The organism is Oleiharenicola lentus (assembly GCF_004118375.1).
Lineage (GTDB): Bacteria > Verrucomicrobiota > Verrucomicrobiia > Opitutales > Opitutaceae > Lacunisphaera > Lacunisphaera lenta.
Genome location: NZ_SDHX01000001.1, coordinates 1,012,057 through 1,027,261 on the forward strand (window position 1 = coordinate 1,012,057; position 15,205 = coordinate 1,027,261).

Consider the following 15,205-nt stretch of genomic DNA (forward strand, 5'->3'; position numbering starts at 1 on the left):
GACGGTGTCATAAGAACGTTTTCCGGCAAGGCCAAGCTGGCTGGGTGCGGAGGCTATTCCAGACATTCCAGCACGGTGAGCTCGGGTATCTGGCGGAAGTGGGCGTCGTAGGTCAGCACGGCGGCGCCGACCTGAAGCGCGGAGGCGGCGATGAAGATATCGGTGGCCGGAATCACGATGCCCTGACGATCCAGGCTCCATGCCAGCTGGGTGGCTCTTTCCCAGGTCGAACTGGTTGCCGGCACGAAGATCATCACCGCGAAGCGTTCCCGGAAGCGCTTGTAGACATGAGCATCGCTACGACCGCGGCATACTTCCATGAGCACCAGGCCGCAGGTGGCAAACTCCCACCCATCTGCGTGCGCGCGAAGTTCCTGAAAAGGATCCACGCCTTCGCGCGCACGGGTGATGAAGTAACTGCTATCGGGCAGAACCAGATTCGCCATAAGGAGTCTTGGGTTCCGCGACGTTGAGCAGGGGGCGGTCGAATTCGTCAGCCGCAGTCGGTGCGAACTCGGCCTTGAGTTGCTCCGGGGTCATTCCGAGACCCTGACTGAACAGCTCCTTCAGCTTGTGCCGACGGGCCATCTCGGTGAGGGCGATCTGAACCGCCTCGGTCTTGGTCTTGGCCCCGGTCACCTTCATGACCCGGTCCAAGACGTCCTCGTCGATGTGCATCGTCATTTTCATAACAAAGACACCGGTATGGCTGTGCTGCCATACTAGCAAGAAGAAAGTATGGTCGTATGGCCATACTTTCTTCCGTGAGGCACTTTAAACGCTTTCCAGCAGCTTGTTAAGACGGGCGAGCATGCGGCTCGGGTCTTCCATCATGCCGGCGGCGATCAAGGTGTTGTCGAGGAGCTGCTCCGCGACCAGCTCGGCCTTGTCGGCGTCGGTGGTGCGCATGGTGGCGAGCTTCTTGATCACGGCATGGCGGGGGTTGATCTCGAGGTCCACCTTGGTCGGGGTGTCCGCACCATCCTTGTTCATGGCCTTCATCATGCGACGCATGTGGGCGGACATGAACTTGTCGGCATTGGTCGCGAGGGCGGGGGAGTCCACGAGGCGGTCGGAACTCTTCACCTCGGCGACCTGCTCCCCCAGGGTTTCCTTGAGCCACTTGGTGAGGTCCTTGACCTCGGCCTCGCTCAGCGCCTCGCCCTGCTGCGGGATGTCGGCGAGCTTCACGTCGCCGTGGTCGGCGGCGATGATCTTCTTGCCGTCGAACTCGCGGACGTTGTTGAAGACGTATTCATCCACCGGCTCGTAGCAGAAGAGCACCTCGAGGTTGCGCGCCTTGAAGCCCTCGAGGTAGGGGCCGCTCTCGATGGCGGTGCGGTCCTTGCCGACGAGGAAATAAATTTCCTTCTGCTCGGCACCCATGCGGGAGACGTAGTCGGCGAGGGAGGTCGTCTTGGTTTTTTCGGTGAGCGAGGACTCGAAGCGGAGGAGCTTCACGAGCTGGTCCTTGTGGGTGAAGTCGAGCGCGGCGCCCTCCTTGAGGAACAGGCCGAACTCGCCGTAGAACTTCACGTAGGCGTCGGGGCGCTGCGTGGCCTCCTCGTCGAGCAACTTCAGGAAGCGTTTCGTGATGACCTTGTTCAGCTTCTCGATGAGGGCCTTGTCCTGCATCGTCTCGCGCGAGATGTTCAGCGGGAGGTCCTCGCTGTCCACGACACCCTTGAGGAAGCGGAGCCACTCGGGGAGCAGGTCCTTGGGCTTGGCGTCGATGAGCACCTTGCGGCAGTGCAGGGCGACGGACGGCTCGAGACGGGCGAAGCCATAGCGCTCGGTGTTCTCGGAGGGGACGAAGAGCAGGGCGTTGATGGCGAGCGGGGCATCGGCCGAGAAGTGCAGGCGCAGCATCGGCTCGTCGTGCGCGTGGGCCTGGAACTTGTAGAACTCGGTGTATTCCTCGTCCTTGATCTCGTTCTTGCTGCGGAGCCAGAGCGCCTGGACGGTCTCGAATTTCTTGCCGTTGAGCGTGATCGGGAAACCCACGAAGGCGCTGTAGCGGGTGAGGATTTCCTTGATGCGCCAGTCCTTGGCGAACTCGTCGCAGTCGTCCTTGAGCTCGATGACGATCTTGCAGCCGCGGCGCTGGTCGGCGGCCTCCTCGACGGTGTAGCTGCCGGAGCCGTCGCTGGTCCAGACGTGGCCGGGCTCTTCCTTCTTCCAGGAGTGCGAGTAAACCTTCACGGATTTGGCGACCATGAAGGCCGAGTAGAAGCCGACGCCGAACTGGCCGATGAGGTTGGAGTTCTTGGCGCCGCCCTCGCCGAGGGCCTTGAGGAACTGCTTGGAGCCGGAGTGGGCGATGGTGCCGAGGTTCTGGACCAGCTCGGCGCGGGTCATGCCGATGCCGTAGTCCTGGATGGTGATGGTCTTGGCCGTCTCGTCGGTCGTGATCGTGATCTCGAGCGGCAGGTCGTCGTGGATCTCCTTCTCGGTCAGCTGCGTGTGGCGCAGCTTTTCCAGCGCGTCGGAGGCGTTGGAAACCAGTTCACGGACGAAGATTTCCTTCTCCGTGTAGAGCGAGTGGATGACGATATCGAGCAGCTGCTTGATCTCGGCCTGGAACTCGAATTTTTGCGGAGTGGTGGTGGACATGGTGGTTGGACGGATGAACGTGGTTAAAGAAAAGAGCCCGCCATTTTAGCGGGCTCTGGAAAAAATCAAGCGGGGGAATGGCTTTCCGCAAAAGATCTCAGCGCTCGTCCACCTGGTCCTTGTGGACGGGTTCGATGTGGCCGAGGTCGTGGTCGGGCTTGTGGCTGGTGAGCACGCGCCAGACACAATAGGCGAAGAGCACGGTCACGAAGCCGACCGAGATGATCATGGTGATCCAGCCGCCGGGGGTCATGATTTTTTTCCTCCGTTGGATTTTTCCGCCGCTTCCCAGCGTTTGCCCGCCTGGGCCACGAGGAAGGTGACGAAGATGATGGTGATGACGATGAAGCCGAAGGCGATGCGGGCCGGGCCGCTCGGGTTGTCGCCGACGAGATCCGTGACGTAGCTGGTCGGGTTGAACGCGGCTTCGGGGCCGAACTTGAAGTTCCAGCCGAAGATATTCGCGAGCAGGAACATCACGAAGATCGCCAGCAGGTAGAGCGGGGTGATGTATTTCATGATGGGTTTGTAGAAGCCGGGGATGCGCATCTCGGCGCCCTGGTGGGCCTCGTTGATGCCTTCATCGATTCCTATCACCCAACCGAAGACGATGATCAGGATGGTCCCGCAGACGAAGATGCCGACGGTGCCGATCCAGAAATCGATCGTGTCGAGGGCCTTCAGGTCCTTGGAGAACCACCACACGAGGGCGGTGCCGAGGGCGGTCAGCAGGCCGAGCACACCCATGGCGGCCTTGCGTCCGAGGCCAAGGCCCTCCTCGAAGAAGGCGATGCCCGGTTGGAGCATGGAGAGCGAGCTGGTGATGGCGGCGAGGAAGAGCAGCAGGTAGAAGATGGTGGCGAAGAACTGGCCGAAGGCCATCTGCGCGAAGACGTGGGGCAGCACATTGAAGCCGAGGCCGAAAGTGCCCATGCCCACGATGCCTGCCGTGCCGAAGAACACGAAGGCCGCCGGCACCGTGATCAGGCCGCCGAGCGCCACTTCGCAGAATTCGTTGGCCGAGGCGGCGGTCAGGCCGCTGAGCACGACGTCGTCCTTCTGCTTGAGGTAGCTGGCGTAGGTGATGATGGCGCCGAAGCCGACGGAGAGGGAGAAGAAGATCTGGCCGGCGGCGGCGAGCCAGAGCTGGGGATTCTTCAGGCCGGTGGCGATCTCCTTGGGATTCCACATGAAGCCGAGACCGTTGATCACATTCTGGTCGGGCTTGGCCGGGTCGGGCGTGCCGAGGGTGAGCACGCGGGCCAGGATGATGAGCGCGATCAGGATGAGCAGCGGCATGCCCCACTTGCAGACGAACTCCACGCCCTTGGAAATTCCCCGGTAGATGAAGAAGAAGTTCAGCGCATAGACGATGACCACGAAGATGCCGACGTCACTGAGGCCAAAATGGATCGAGGCGCCGTCCTGACGCGTGCCGGTGAACGTGGCGAAGAAGTCGCTGTAGTTCATGCCCGGCAGGCTGAGATTGCCGGTGGCGGCATTGAGCGCATAACCGAGACACCAGGCCTCGATATACACGTAATACATGTAGACCATTACCGGGACGATGAACCCCAGCAGGCCGAGGTATTTGCCGGCCGGGTGGCGAATGATGGCGTGGAAAATGCCCGGCGAGGAGTGGTAGCCCGCGAGGCCGCCCTTGCGGCCCATCGTCCATTCCGCCCAGCCGATCGGGATGCCGAGCAGCAGGAGCGAGATGAAGTAGGCGATCATGAACGCCGCGCCGCCGTATTGGGTGGCGAGGCCCGGAAAACGCAGGAAGTTGCCCAGACCGACGGCACTTCCCGCAACGGCCAGGATCACGCCGAGGCGCGAACTCCAGGCTTCTTGGGTTTTTGACATGGCCGCGATGAAAGGGGATTGGCCCGGCCGGGCAAACACCAACTGTGCCCATCAGGGGGGCGTGCGGGCTGGATTGCTTTCGGCTTTGCCACCAACGGCCCGGGTGGTTGTCTCACCCGGTCACCTGATGAACCTCCTCGACCGCTACCTGCTCGCCGAATGGCTGAAGATGCTCGGCCTGCTGCTGGCCGCGACGATGGGCCTGCTGCTCATGACTTCGCTCTACGACGAGCTGCGGGACTTTACCCAGATCAACGCCGCGATGGGCGACATCCTCCTGTATTTTGCCACCAGCATGCCCAGCAATCTCACGGTGGTGCTGCCGCTGTCCATGCTGCTATCGCTGCTCTTCGTGCTGGGCAAGCTGCACCGCAATAACGAGCTCACCGCCATCCGCGCCGCCGGGTTGAACATTTTCTCCACCACGCGCTCGCTCTGGCTGGCGGGGATCGTCCTTTGCGGCGTTTCCCTGCTGCTGAACGCCCGGGTCGTGCCCTGGTCGGTCGAGACCTCGCGCAGCCTGCGCGACACCATCCTGTTCCGGGCCGAGGCCGAGAAAGCCGCCAGCGGCGCGCAGCCGGCCGACGCCGACTCGCTCGGCCTGGTCACGACGATGGCTTTCGACAACCGGCCGCAGAACCGGATGTGGTTTATCAACCGCTACAGCCAGGTTTCCGGCAAGGCCTTTGGCGTGACCGTCTCCGAGATGGACGCGCAGCGGCGCGAAAAAACTCGGCTCATGGCGCGCGAGGCGACCTACGATACCGCCGCCCGCAGCTGGACGCTCCTCGACGGCCGCGAACTGTGGTTTGACCCGGAGCTGGGCGAGCTCATGCGCTCCGTGACCTTCGAGAAAAAGACCGTGCCGTATTTCAACGAGGATCCCTCGCTGATGCTGCTCGTGGGCACCAAGCGGGCGCAGGATCTCTCGTTCAACGAACTCAAGCGCATCACCGGCTATTTCGCCGCGGAAAAGAATCCGAAGCTCATCGGCTACGAGGTGCGCTACTACGGCATGCTGTTCTCGACGCTCGGCCCGCTCATCGTGATCGCGATCGCCGTGCCGTTCGCGGTTTCCGGCGTGCGCGTGAATCCCGTGGTCGGCGTCTCCAAGTCCATCGGACTTTTCGTCATCTACTACATCCTGAGCAACCTGGCCACGCTGCTGGGCACCAAGGGCTACGTCGAGCCGGTGTGGGCCGCCGCGATGCCCAATCTCGCGATGATCGGCCTCGCCGCGTGGTTCTTCGGGCGGCTGCGCTGAACGGGTCTTAGCCGGGACGGCAGATCACCGGCTACCGGGCATGAGGCCCTGTTCGCGCAGGAACGCATCCGTTCGCTCCAGGATGGCTTCATCGAAATAGCGGGCGTATTTTTCATGGCCCTCGCCGAGGTAGTGCTGGCGGCCGTCCACGGTCACCAGCTCGAAAGCGTTGCCGAGCTCGCGGGTCTTCGTGGCGAAGAGCTGGACGCTGTAATACGGAACGGTGGCGTCTTCCCGGCCGTGAAAGGCCAGCGCGGGCGGCAGGCCGGATTTCAGGTTGTGGTAAGGGGAGACGGACCAGATCTGCGTCCGGCGCTGGCCCATGATCAGATCGGCCCAGACTTCCATGGTATTGTAATTGCTCGAGTAGAGCAGCAGGGCGTCGGGGCGCGGGCTGACATTCAGGTCGTCGGTGTCCTCGTTGATCGGATCGAAAAGCACGGTGGACCAGGCGAGCTGGCCGCCGGCGGACTGGCCGGCGACCACGATCCGGTGCGGATCAATGCCGAGGGTCGTGGCATTGGCCCGGAGCCAGCGGAGGGCCGACCGCGCATCCTTCACGGACTCGACGAGCGTGACATCCGGGTGCGGGTAGGTGCCGTCGGCGTTGATCGACAGCCGGTATTGGAACGCGAAGGTGACAAAGCCCATCGCGGCGTAGCGTCGGCACGCGCCGTGAAACTCGGCCGGCCGGCCGAAAACCCAGCCGCCACCGTGGAAAAAGGCGATGGCGGGGCGGCCCGACCGGGCGGTTTCTCCGTCCGGTCGGAAGACATCGACCTGCAGTTCCCGGCCGGCCACGCGCTTGTAGATCCGGGTTTCCATGGCGGGTGGGGGCGTTGCTTGGATTTCAGCCCGCGCCAAGGTAGCGGCGAAAAGGACGCCGGTGACGATGAGCAGCTTCATGCGGAAAGGTGGGCGCCAACCGGAGCTACGGCAGAAAGGGCGGCGGCCACTTCAGGAACTCGAGCGTGGCGATGCGGTTCCAGTTGGAGTAAAGGATCACGCCCCAGACCACGATGCAGTTGATGTAGGCGATGAAGACGGCCGCGCTGCCCATGTCCTTGGCGCGTTTGGCGAAGGGGCGTTTCTCGAGCGAGATGTCGTCAATGGTCCACTCGATGGCCGAGTTCAGCAGCTCGGCGATCACGATCAGGAAAAGCGAGGCGATCATCACCGCGGTGGAGACGGCATTGACGGGCAGGATCACCGCGAGCGGGGTCAGGATGGCCACGAAGATCAGGTCCTCGCGGAAGGAAGGCTCGTGCTTCAGCGCCGCCCAGAAACCGTCGATGGCGTAGCCCACCGACTGGAAGAAGTTCCGGAAGTCGCGGCGCTTGGATTCGGGCGGCGGCACGGGATCGCTCACGCACGGAGTGAACGCTTCCGCGGGGTCGCCGACAAATCCAAACTGTGTCAGGCGCTCAGCAATCCGAAGCGCCGTGTGACCGGGGCGGTGAAGCCCAGCGCATGGCAGGCCTCGGCCACGGTCTCGTCGTGACAGCCGATGAACTCGAGGAGCCGGCACACGAAGCGGCGCTTGGTGGCCTCGTCTATCGTCATCACGGCCCAAAATTGCGTGCCGTCGATCTGTCGCGCCTGGTTGTGGGCGCGGGCCTCGTTGATCTCATCGCGGTTCCAGGCGAGGTAGCGGCGTCCGCTTTCCTGATGAGAGATGAAGTCCGCGAAATCGGTGGCGTAGTGGCGCGCGCACCAGGCGAGCAGGTTGAGGTAGCGCTCGGTCCGGTCGGTGAGCTTCGTGAATTCCGCGCTCGCGAGGTGGAAGAGCAGGGTGTCGCCGGCCAGAGCGGGGCGGCTCGGATCAACCAGCGCGGCAATCAGCTCGGCCGGCGTCAGATTCTTGGCGGCCGCGAGCCGCTGCAGGGCGGCGTAGGCCTCATCGCTGACATCGATTCTTTTCACGACGGCAACATGCGCCCGTGGGATGGCGCGGGCAACGCTCGCGCGCTGAAAATCTTTATAATGTCTGACCGGATTTCCCGCTTCCGGGACTTCTCCGTCAGTGCCAGTTGTAATTAAAACTCACGCTGATGCGCTCCGCCGTGGTGCGGTTGGCGGCGACCTCGTGGCGGAGCCAGCTCTCGAACAGAATCACATGGCCGGCTTTGGCAGGGTAGGTGATGTGCGGCCGGTTGGCGGACCGGGCCTCAGCGGTCTTGGGCGGGGCGGCCATGAACTTGCTCAGGCGTGGGTCTTCAAATTTCAGGCCAGGGCAGCCACGGGGCGTGACCACATAGTAGGTGCCGCTGATAAACGACAGCGGGTGCAGGTGCAGGCTGTGCGCGGCGTGTTCCGGCATGATGTTCACCCAGAAATCCGTCATGTGCACCGACCGGCCGCGCAGGTCCATGTCGAGCAGTGCCGCGTAGCGTCTGACATGGGCCGTGATCTTCCGCTCCAAGCCGGCGAAGGTGGAGGAGAACTTGTGCAGCTGGTTCAGCGAGGCGTAGGAAGTGTAGCCGCCGGGATAGTTCTTGGCGGACCAGCGCCGGCCGGCGCTGTCAAAGTCGCGCAGGTTGCGGCACTCGTCGGCGAGCGCGGCGTTGAACTTTTGCAAGCCGGTGCTCAACAGGGGCTCGTGATAGATGAGAGTCGGGAACCAGGCGCGGGCGGGCATGCGGAAATCAGGCGGTTTATGGGTGGGAACCGCAATCCGGAAGCCCGGGTCGGTCGTATTTGTTTAATTGCCTCATGCCGGGGCTGACCAATAGTCGAATTGATACGCTTAATCCATGAATATGAAATCATTCCGAATCCTCATCAGTTCGCTGCTCGCCTTGTGGCTGGCGGCCTCCGCCTGGGCCGACCGCGTCGAGCTCGCTGACGGCTCCATCGTCAATGGCAAGATCCTCTCCGCCGAGGGTGGCAAGCTGAAGGTTGAAACCGCCTTCGCTGGCACCATTGAGATCGCTCAGGACAAAGTACTGAGCTTCGCCACCGACGAAGCGGTAAACGTCAGCCTCGCCAGCGGCTCCGCCGTGTTGGGCAAGGTTGCTGCTTCCGGGCAGGGCATCACGGTTGCCGCCGCCAACGGTCAACAGGTCGCCGGCACCGCCGAAGTGGTCGCCGTCTGGCGCCAGGGCGCGGACAGCCCGGCCATGCGCGAGGCCAAGGCCGCCGCGGAAAAGCTCAAGCGCCGCTGGGCCTATGAGGCCGCCGCCGCCATCACGGGCCGCACCGGCGGCTCCGAGAAATTTGCCGGTTCCGTCGGCTTCAAGGCGACGCTCGCCGGTCCGGAAGACAAACTGATCTTCGCCGGCATCATCAACCGCGCCCAGGAGAACGGCAACGAGACGGCCAACGACTGGCGGGCCGGGGTCGATTACTCGTCCAGCATCGCCCACAGCAATACCGTTTGGTATGTCCGCACCGATATCGGCAAAGACGAGATCAAGGCCATCGACCTGCGCTCCAACTCCGCCTTCGGTTTCGGCCGCAAGCTGGTGAAGAACGACAACCAGGACACGGAGGTCCGCCTCGGTCTCGGTTACGTTTATGAGACCTACACCAACGGCGCGGCGAACTTCAGCTCCGCCGGTCTGGATGTTGCGCTCATCAACTCGTCCACCCTGGGCTGGGCCAAGATGAACAACGTTGTCACCTGGTCGCCTTCCTTCAAGGAGTTCGCCAACTACCGCCTCGTCCACGAGACCTCGTTCGATCTGCCGGTGAAGGGCGCGGATTTCTGGAAGCTCCGGTTCGGCGTGAACAACGACTACCAGAGCAAGCCGGCCGGTGGCATCGAGAAACTCGACACCACCTATTTCTCGGCGCTGATCCTGAACTGGAAGTAAGGCGCGCAGCGTTTTTCGTGCAGCAAAGGCCGGCGCTTCCCGCCGGCCTTTTTTGTTGCTGTGCCCGAGCGCGGCCCGGGGTGGCCGGGTCACAACAACCACAGGCCGGCCAGCGCGGCGGCCGCGACCCCGGCCCAAGCCGGCCAGCGGGCCCACTCGAGCATCGCGAAAACTCCCACGGCCAGCGCCACCGCGGGTTTGCTGGTCAACCCGGTGGCCATGACGGGGGTGATGAGGGCGGCCAGCAGCACGCCCACGACGGCGGCATTGGCGCCGCGCATCGCCGCCTGCATGTCCGCCCGTGTCCGCAAGGTTTGCCAGAGCGGGAGGGCACCGGCCACGAGCAGCAACGCCGGCAAAAATATCGCGAACAACGACCAGAGCCCCCCGGCCCAACCGCCGGCCCCGTGCGTGCCCACTGCGCCGAGATACGCGCTGAAGGAGAAGAGCGGTCCGGGCACCGCCTGCGCCACCCCGTAGCCGGCAAGAAACTGGTCGTGTGTGACCCAGCCGGGCGCGACCACCTCGCGCTCCAGCAGTGGCAGCACCACATGCCCACCGCCAAACACCAGGGAGCCCGCGCGATAAAAGCGGTCCAGGACGTCGAGCGCCGGGTGGGCTGTCAGCCCGGCCAGCACAGGCAGACCGAGCAGCAGCACCAAAAACACGCCGAGACAGAGCCACGCCTTCCGCAGGTTTTCCCCATTTGATGACAAGGACCGGACAGCGACCGACGCCGGCGCCTTGAGAAACAACCGGCCGATCAGCGCCCCGAGGGCGATCACGCCGATCTGGCTCCACGCGAAAGGCAGCACCAGCAGCAGGCCGGCACTGCCGGCGGCCAGTGCGGAGCGCGAAAGGTCAGGACAGAGGTTGCGCCACATGGCCAGCACCGCCTGCGCCACGACCGCCACGGCCGCCGCTTTCAACCCCAAGAGCCATCCGGCGGAGGCGAGTTCGCCGAGGAACGAAACCCCGTAGGCAAAGCCGATCATCAACACGGCGGAAGGCAGCGTGAAGCCGAGCCAGGCGGCGAGACCGCCGGCAAAGCCCCGGTGGATATAACCGATGCCGAAGCCCGTCTGGCTGCTCGCTGGACCGGGCAGGAACTGGCAGAGGGCGACGAGGTCCGCGTAGTGCGCCTCGTCCAGCCAGCGCCGCTTCTCCACGTATTCTTTCCGAAAAAACGCCAGGTGCGCCACCGGTCCGCCGAACGACGTGCAGCCCAGCCGCAGGGCGACGAGGAATATCTCCAGCACGGTCGGTCGGGGTGGCATCGCGGCTAGGCAAGCAAGCGCAGCGGAATGGCGCACGCCTTTCTTTGTGACGAATGGATTGGGTGTAGGATCGTCCCAAGCGCCGACCCTACGGAACTGGATCCCGATCCAACGGAAAACTCCGCACCACCCGATACTCCGGCGGGCGCCCGGGTGTGAGTTCGCTGCTCATCAGCCGGAAATCCGCGACGCGGAACGGCGGAGCCTCAAGGGTCCGGTGGCGTTCGAGGAAGTGGGCGAGTTCCTTGGGTTCGTAGCTTTCGCCGATCCGCCCGAGCGTGAAATGCGGGTGGAAGCCCGGCATCGCGAGCCCCGCATCCACGGCGAGCAGCGCTTCGTCCACCTGCTTCCGCAGTTGGTAGAGCCGCGTGTGGCCGTTGCCCACGCCGGCCCAGAGGACCTTGGCCGGCCCGCGAGTCGGAAACAGTCCGACCCCGCCGACGGGCAGGATGAACGGCTCCACTCGCACGCGCGCGAGCGATTCGGCGTAGCGTTCCGCCTTGGCTTCGTCGGTTTCTCCGATGAAACGCAGCGTGAGGTGGATGTTCTCTGCCGGCGTCCAGCGCACGCCTGCGAGCGGCGCGGCGACATCAGCCAGTTCGGTCTGGATGGTCGTGGGCGGGACGAGGGCGGTGAAGAGCCGGGGCACGGGGCGAACCAAACCGCGCCCTGCCCTGAGGCAAGTCCGCTTACTTGCCGGCAGCCACGACCTCGACGTCGAGCAGCCACCAGCCGTCGGCGCGGCGTTGCATCTTGGCCTGGATCGCGTCGGTGCGCTTCACCCGCTCGAGGACGGCGGGCTCGACCTTGAACATCATCGTCATGGCGCGCATGACGCCGGGGACTTCCTCATGCTTCACCAGGAGCGCGGTCTTGTCGGTCATGATGCCCATGATCACACCCTTCACCGGGTGGGTCGCGGCGGGCGCCGGGATCGCGAAGGTGAGATTGCCCCAAAGGCTTTCCCAGTCGGCTTTGTCGTCGCCGGTCACGCGGGCCATGTGCACGGTGCTGAGCATCCACGCGCCGGCGGCGGGCAGCGTAAAGGCCGCCTCGCCGGTCGCCGAGGTGCGGACGTCGATCACGGTGAGCTTGTCGCCGGTGCGGTGCCAGGCGCGGACGAGGTTGTCGGCGAGCGGCTGGCCGGCGAAGAACAACTGCACGCGGAGGGTGCCGCCCGGCTGGACGGTCGCCGGGTTGTCGAGGGGCACGAGTTCGAGGCGCTGGCCGGTGCGGACTTTCCAGGTGTCGTCGCTGCGGCCGCCGGCCATGAGGAGCGTCTTGATGTTGCGGATGTAGCGTTCCTTGCCGGGCGTGTTGGTTTCACCGGCCTGCTCGCGCTGGGCGAGGATTGCCGTGAGGCCTTCCTCCTTCAGGTAGGCGTTGAACTTCTCCGCTTCGAGCGTGATGAAGCTCGGGTTGCTGTCGAGGGCCAGCACATGGGTGCCGGGAGACGGCAGTGCAAAGGCCAGCTCGGTCTGCCCCTTGGTCTGGCCGGTCCAGTCGGCGGCGCCGGCGGCGGAGTGGTGGACCAGCTTGGCGGCGCGCTGGGAGTTGAAGGGGCGCGCCTCGCCCTGGAAATTCATGCCGACGTTGAGGCGGAGCACCAGCTCTTGGCCGGGCGCGGGGTCGAAGCGCGAGGGTTGGAGCCAGCATTCGTGGGCAGCGAGGAAGGTCGGGCAGGCGAGCAGCAGAAAACGGGCAACGCGGAGGATCATGATGCTGGAATCAGTGGACGGTTTCCGGCACGGCGCAAACCTCGAGCAACTGAAGTTCTTCACCGCGCACGACCGCAACCGGGCGATTGGCGGCGGGAAGCGCGGCGGTCGAATGGGTCTTGGTCAGTGCCCCGGCGCTGAACCGCGCGGTGAGCACGCGCGTCGCGGCGGGCGACTTCGGGTCGGCGGGATCGGAGGGCGTGGCATCGGTCCAGCTGATGACGACCGGGAGCTGCGCTCCCGGCTGGGTCGCCATCCGCGGAAAACCGCTGGCGCGGACCGCGCTGGTGGCGGCGACCTGCAGGGGGGCGGAGAGCCGCCCATTAGGGAAGAGGCGGCGCACATAGAGGCCGGCGGCGTTGTTTTCGCTGCGGGCTTCGAGCCAGGAGATGACCGCCGAGCCGTCGGAGAGGGTCACGAGGTCGACCCGCCCAATGGGGCGGCCGAGGTCGATGGGCACCGCGGGGCCGAAGGTGTGGCCGCCGTCCGTGGATAACTTCGCCTGCACCTTCGCGACGCCGGCGGCGGCGGTGAACCAGGCGATCGCCGTGCGTTCCCCCAACGCATCGGCGGCGGGGCCGTTGACGGGGCAGGCGGGGATCTTCCAGCCGTCGTCGTGGAGGGTATGCGGTTTTCCCCAAGTGGCGCCGTCGAAGAGTGCGACCCAGTTGTCGCGGGTCTCGTCCGGCAGGTGCCCGCGGTAGGCCACCAGGACGCGGTCGCCGGGCAGCGTGGCCAGCGTGGTTTGACAGCAGGTGCAGACATCGGGATCGACGATCCACTCCTGCAGCGTCGTGCCGTCGGGGCCGAGCAGGCGGGACTTCAGGCGCATCGAGGGGGCGTAGGGCGCGTTCGGATCCTTGGCTGGACGCGGCGCGTTGGGATCGCGCTTCACGCGCGGGGCGTTCGGATCCCGCACGCGGGCGCTTTCGAGCCAGACGGACAGCACGCGGCCACCGCTGAGCGGGGCGAGGCTGACGAACTCGTGGCCGAGCGGCGCGGGCTCGGACCACGAAGCGCCACCATCGGCGGAGCGCGCGAACCAGCCGTCGTAACCGTGGCTGTCCTCGCCGGGCTGGCGTTGGAACCACTGGGCCCAGAGCTGGCCGTCGGTGCCCACGATGAGCGTGGCGAAGTCGGCCCAATTTTCCATGAGCAGCGGCGTGCTCACGATGAGGCGCATTTCCGACCACGTCTCAGCGCCGGGCGCAAGGGTGGCGAGCCAGAGGCCGCGTTCGCCCTCCTGCCGGCCGGCGCCGGAGCACGTTTGATAAACCGTGCCATCAGGGCCGCGGAAGAGGCTCGATTCGCCGGAATCGGCCGGACAGTGCGAGGACAGCGGCGTGACGGCGGGCGCGGGTTTGGGGGCGGGCAAGCGCTCGAGAAACACTTTGGGCGACCAAGTGGTGCCGTCCACGCGGTGGACGATCTTGCCCTGCGGGTTGATCAGGATCGTGGCAAGGGTGTGCTTCAGGAAGTTCTCGCCGGGCTCGACGATGACGCCGAACTGGACGAGCAGGTCGCGCACCGCGCCCTCGGGGCCGGTGAGGAAGTGGAAATTCTTCCCATCGATGCCGCGGGCCTCGGCGTAGCTTTTCAGAACGGGCGGCGTGTCGTAGGCCGGGTCGAGGGTGATGGAGAGCAGTTCGAGGTCGTCGCGGCCCTGTTCGCGGGCCGTGCGCTGCAGGTCATACATGCGCGCGGTGGCGGCCGGACACATGGTCGCTATCGGGCAACGCGTGTAGATGAAATTCATCACGACCCACTTTCCCCTGACCCGGTTGATGGCGAAGGTCTCGCCCTGTTGGTCATAGAGCGTAAATTGCGGGACGGTTTCGCCGATCTCACGGTAGGCGCCCTTGCCCCGCATGGAGGTTTCCTGGCGCAGTTGGCCCGCCGCCGCAGCGATGGTGGCCTCCTTCACGGGGTCGAGGGGCACGATGTCGAAGAGCCGCAGCGTGCCCGAGCCGTCATCCACGAGGCGTGCGCGAAACCGCCGACCCTCGGCGAGCTTCGCGCGCTCCGCGGCCTCGACAATGAACTCCATTGTCATGGGCGGCATGTAACCCGGAATCTCGTCGTGCTTCGCGATGATGGCGTTGCGCTCGGGCGTGAGCGCCACGACCTCGCCGGTCAGGGCGTATTCCTTCGGTTGCGGCGCGCTGGACGCTGGCAAGGCTGCGGCCGGCGGTTCCTGGCGGGAACAGCCGGCAACGGTGAGAACGAGCAGGGCGAGCAGCGCGCGCATGAGTCGGTCTTATTTGGCCGGCTTCATGTCCTCGAGCCAGAAGCCGTCGGTCTTTTCCACGAGCGTGCCGGTGATGGCCTGACCCTTGACGGCGGCCTTGAGGGTCGCGGCGTCGACCTGGAAGAGCATGGTCATGGCCATCATGTAGCCCGGGATCTCCTCATGTTTGACTAGCAGGGCGGACTTTTCTGCGAGGATGTCGACGATGACGCCCTTGAGCGGGTAACGCTTGGCTTGTTCGGGCTTGGCGTCGTCGGCGGATGCCTCGGTGTTGCAGCAGCAGGTTTTCTTGCCCTTGCAGCAACCGCAGCCGCAGTTCTTGGCCTTGTCGTCGGACTTTTCACCGGCAAACAGCGCTGCCGGAATGGCGAGCAGCGCGAGAATGAGGCGGACAGTTTTCATGAGGC

At 64.8% G+C, this 15,205-nt stretch carries 16 protein-coding genes; 2 read left to right on the forward strand and 14 right to left on the reverse strand.

What is annotated here, in order from left to right; genetic code table 11:
• Window positions 1-53 precede the first annotated feature (53 nt).
• From ESB00_RS04180 to ESB00_RS04195, 5 genes are all read right to left on the reverse strand, one after another.
• Entirely contained in the window at window positions 54-446 is a 393-nt protein-coding gene (locus ESB00_RS04180) for a PIN domain-containing protein (protein ID WP_129046470.1), read from the reverse strand.
• Window positions 421-684: a type II toxin-antitoxin system VapB family antitoxin gene (locus tag ESB00_RS04185; protein WP_164976026.1), complete on the reverse strand. Its 264-nt coding sequence runs from the start codon at window positions 682-684 to the stop codon at window positions 421-423. Before ESB00_RS04185 ends, ESB00_RS04180 begins: the two co-directional genes overlap by 26 nt.
• A gap of 90 nt (window positions 685-774) precedes the next feature.
• Window positions 775-2,613 carry a molecular chaperone HtpG gene (htpG, locus tag ESB00_RS04190; protein WP_129046472.1) on the reverse strand — a complete coding sequence of 613 codons (1,839 nt, stop codon included), beginning with the start codon at window positions 2,611-2,613 and terminating at the stop codon, window positions 775-777.
• A 97-nt stretch (window positions 2,614-2,710) separates the two neighbouring features.
• Window positions 2,711-2,866 (reverse strand): hypothetical protein, encoded by a 156-nt coding sequence (locus ESB00_RS19575; RefSeq protein WP_164975956.1) that lies wholly within the window; start codon window positions 2,864-2,866, stop codon window positions 2,711-2,713.
• Window positions 2,863-4,476: a sodium-dependent transporter gene (locus ESB00_RS04195; RefSeq protein WP_129046473.1), complete on the reverse strand. Its 1,614-nt coding sequence runs from the start codon at window positions 4,474-4,476 to the stop codon at window positions 2,863-2,865. The genes ESB00_RS19575 and ESB00_RS04195 overlap by 4 nt, the downstream gene beginning before the upstream one ends.
• Window positions 4,477-4,603: 127 nt before the next feature.
• Here ESB00_RS04195 and ESB00_RS04200 point away from each other — a divergent pair, with 127 nt between their 5' ends.
• Window positions 4,604-5,740, forward strand: coding sequence for an LptF/LptG family permease (locus ESB00_RS04200; protein WP_164976027.1), 1,137 nt, complete (start codon window positions 4,604-4,606; stop codon window positions 5,738-5,740).
• Between the two features lie 24 nt (window positions 5,741-5,764).
• On the opposite strand, the gene ESB00_RS04205 is transcribed toward ESB00_RS04200, so the two are convergent.
• The 4 genes from ESB00_RS04205 to ESB00_RS04220 form a co-directional block, all read right to left on the reverse strand.
• Complete coding sequence (locus ESB00_RS04205; protein ID WP_129046475.1) at window positions 5,765-6,646, reverse strand: alpha/beta hydrolase; 882 nt, start codon at window positions 6,644-6,646, stop codon at window positions 5,765-5,767.
• 25 nt (window positions 6,647-6,671) lie between these two features.
• The gene (locus ESB00_RS04210) at window positions 6,672-7,109 is read right to left on the reverse strand and encodes a diacylglycerol kinase (RefSeq protein ID WP_218938676.1); all 438 of its coding nucleotides are present in this window, start codon (window positions 7,107-7,109) and stop codon (window positions 6,672-6,674) included.
• Between the two features lie 47 nt (window positions 7,110-7,156).
• Complete coding sequence (locus tag ESB00_RS04215) at window positions 7,157-7,663, reverse strand: replication initiation negative regulator SeqA (RefSeq protein WP_164976028.1); 507 nt, start codon at window positions 7,661-7,663, stop codon at window positions 7,157-7,159.
• A 97-nt stretch (window positions 7,664-7,760) separates the two neighbouring features.
• Window positions 7,761-8,378 (reverse strand): TIGR02466 family protein, encoded by a 618-nt coding sequence (locus ESB00_RS04220; RefSeq protein WP_129046477.1) that lies wholly within the window; start codon window positions 8,376-8,378, stop codon window positions 7,761-7,763.
• A 121-nt stretch (window positions 8,379-8,499) separates the two neighbouring features.
• Between ESB00_RS04220 and ESB00_RS04225 the strand changes: the two genes are divergently transcribed.
• Window positions 8,500-9,555, forward strand: coding sequence for a DUF481 domain-containing protein (locus tag ESB00_RS04225; protein WP_164976029.1), 1,056 nt, complete (start codon window positions 8,500-8,502; stop codon window positions 9,553-9,555).
• A gap of 89 nt (window positions 9,556-9,644) precedes the next feature.
• On the opposite strand, the gene chrA is transcribed toward ESB00_RS04225, so the two are convergent.
• The 5 genes from chrA to ESB00_RS04250 form a co-directional block, all read right to left on the reverse strand.
• A complete protein-coding gene (chrA, locus tag ESB00_RS04230) occupies window positions 9,645-10,832 on the reverse strand; it encodes a chromate efflux transporter (RefSeq protein ID WP_129046479.1) in 1,188 nt (395 codons plus the stop codon).
• Window positions 10,833-10,920: 88 nt separating this feature from the next.
• Complete coding sequence (thpR, locus tag ESB00_RS04235; protein ID WP_164976030.1) at window positions 10,921-11,481, reverse strand: RNA 2',3'-cyclic phosphodiesterase; 561 nt, start codon at window positions 11,479-11,481, stop codon at window positions 10,921-10,923.
• A 40-nt stretch (window positions 11,482-11,521) separates the two neighbouring features.
• Window positions 11,522-12,550, reverse strand: coding sequence for a DUF4198 domain-containing protein (locus ESB00_RS04240; protein WP_129046481.1), 1,029 nt, complete (start codon window positions 12,548-12,550; stop codon window positions 11,522-11,524).
• A gap of 10 nt (window positions 12,551-12,560) precedes the next feature.
• Complete coding sequence (locus ESB00_RS19830) at window positions 12,561-14,798, reverse strand: SCO family protein (RefSeq protein WP_218938677.1); 2,238 nt, start codon at window positions 14,796-14,798, stop codon at window positions 12,561-12,563.
• Window positions 14,799-14,807: 9 nt separating this feature from the next.
• Entirely contained in the window at window positions 14,808-15,200 is a 393-nt protein-coding gene (locus ESB00_RS04250; RefSeq protein WP_129046482.1) for a copper-binding protein, read from the reverse strand.
• Window positions 15,201-15,205: the final 5 nt, after the last annotated feature.

Coding starts and splice junctions, on each gene's coding strand:
- ESB00_RS04180 (WP_129046470.1), bottom strand. CDS start 446: ATGGCGAATCTGGTTCTGCCCGATAGCAGTTACTTCATCACCCGTGCG.
- ESB00_RS04185 (WP_164976026.1), bottom strand. CDS start 684: ATGACGATGCACATCGACGAGGACGTCTTGGACCGGGTCATGAAGGTG.
- htpG (WP_129046472.1), bottom strand. CDS start 2,613: ATGTCCACCACCACTCCGCAAAAATTCGAGTTCCAGGCCGAGATCAAG.
- ESB00_RS19575 (WP_164975956.1), bottom strand. CDS start 2,866: ATGACCCCCGGCGGCTGGATCACCATGATCATCTCGGTCGGCTTCGTG.
- ESB00_RS04195 (WP_129046473.1), bottom strand. CDS start 4,476: ATGTCAAAAACCCAAGAAGCCTGGAGTTCGCGCCTCGGCGTGATCCTG.
- ESB00_RS04200 (WP_164976027.1), top strand. CDS start 4,604: ATGAACCTCCTCGACCGCTACCTGCTCGCCGAATGGCTGAAGATGCTC.
- ESB00_RS04205 (WP_129046475.1), bottom strand. CDS start 6,646: ATGAAGCTGCTCATCGTCACCGGCGTCCTTTTCGCCGCTACCTTGGCG.
- ESB00_RS04220 (WP_129046477.1), bottom strand. CDS start 8,378: ATGCCCGCCCGCGCCTGGTTCCCGACTCTCATCTATCACGAGCCCCTG.
- ESB00_RS04225 (WP_164976029.1), top strand. CDS start 8,500: ATGAAATCATTCCGAATCCTCATCAGTTCGCTGCTCGCCTTGTGGCTG.
- chrA (WP_129046479.1), bottom strand. CDS start 10,832: ATGCCACCCCGACCGACCGTGCTGGAGATATTCCTCGTCGCCCTGCGG.
- ESB00_RS04240 (WP_129046481.1), bottom strand. CDS start 12,550: ATGATCCTCCGCGTTGCCCGTTTTCTGCTGCTCGCCTGCCCGACCTTC.
- ESB00_RS19830 (WP_218938677.1), bottom strand. CDS start 14,798: ATGCGCGCGCTGCTCGCCCTGCTCGTTCTCACCGTTGCCGGCTGTTCC.
- ESB00_RS04250 (WP_129046482.1), bottom strand. CDS start 15,200: ATGAAAACTGTCCGCCTCATTCTCGCGCTGCTCGCCATTCCGGCAGCG.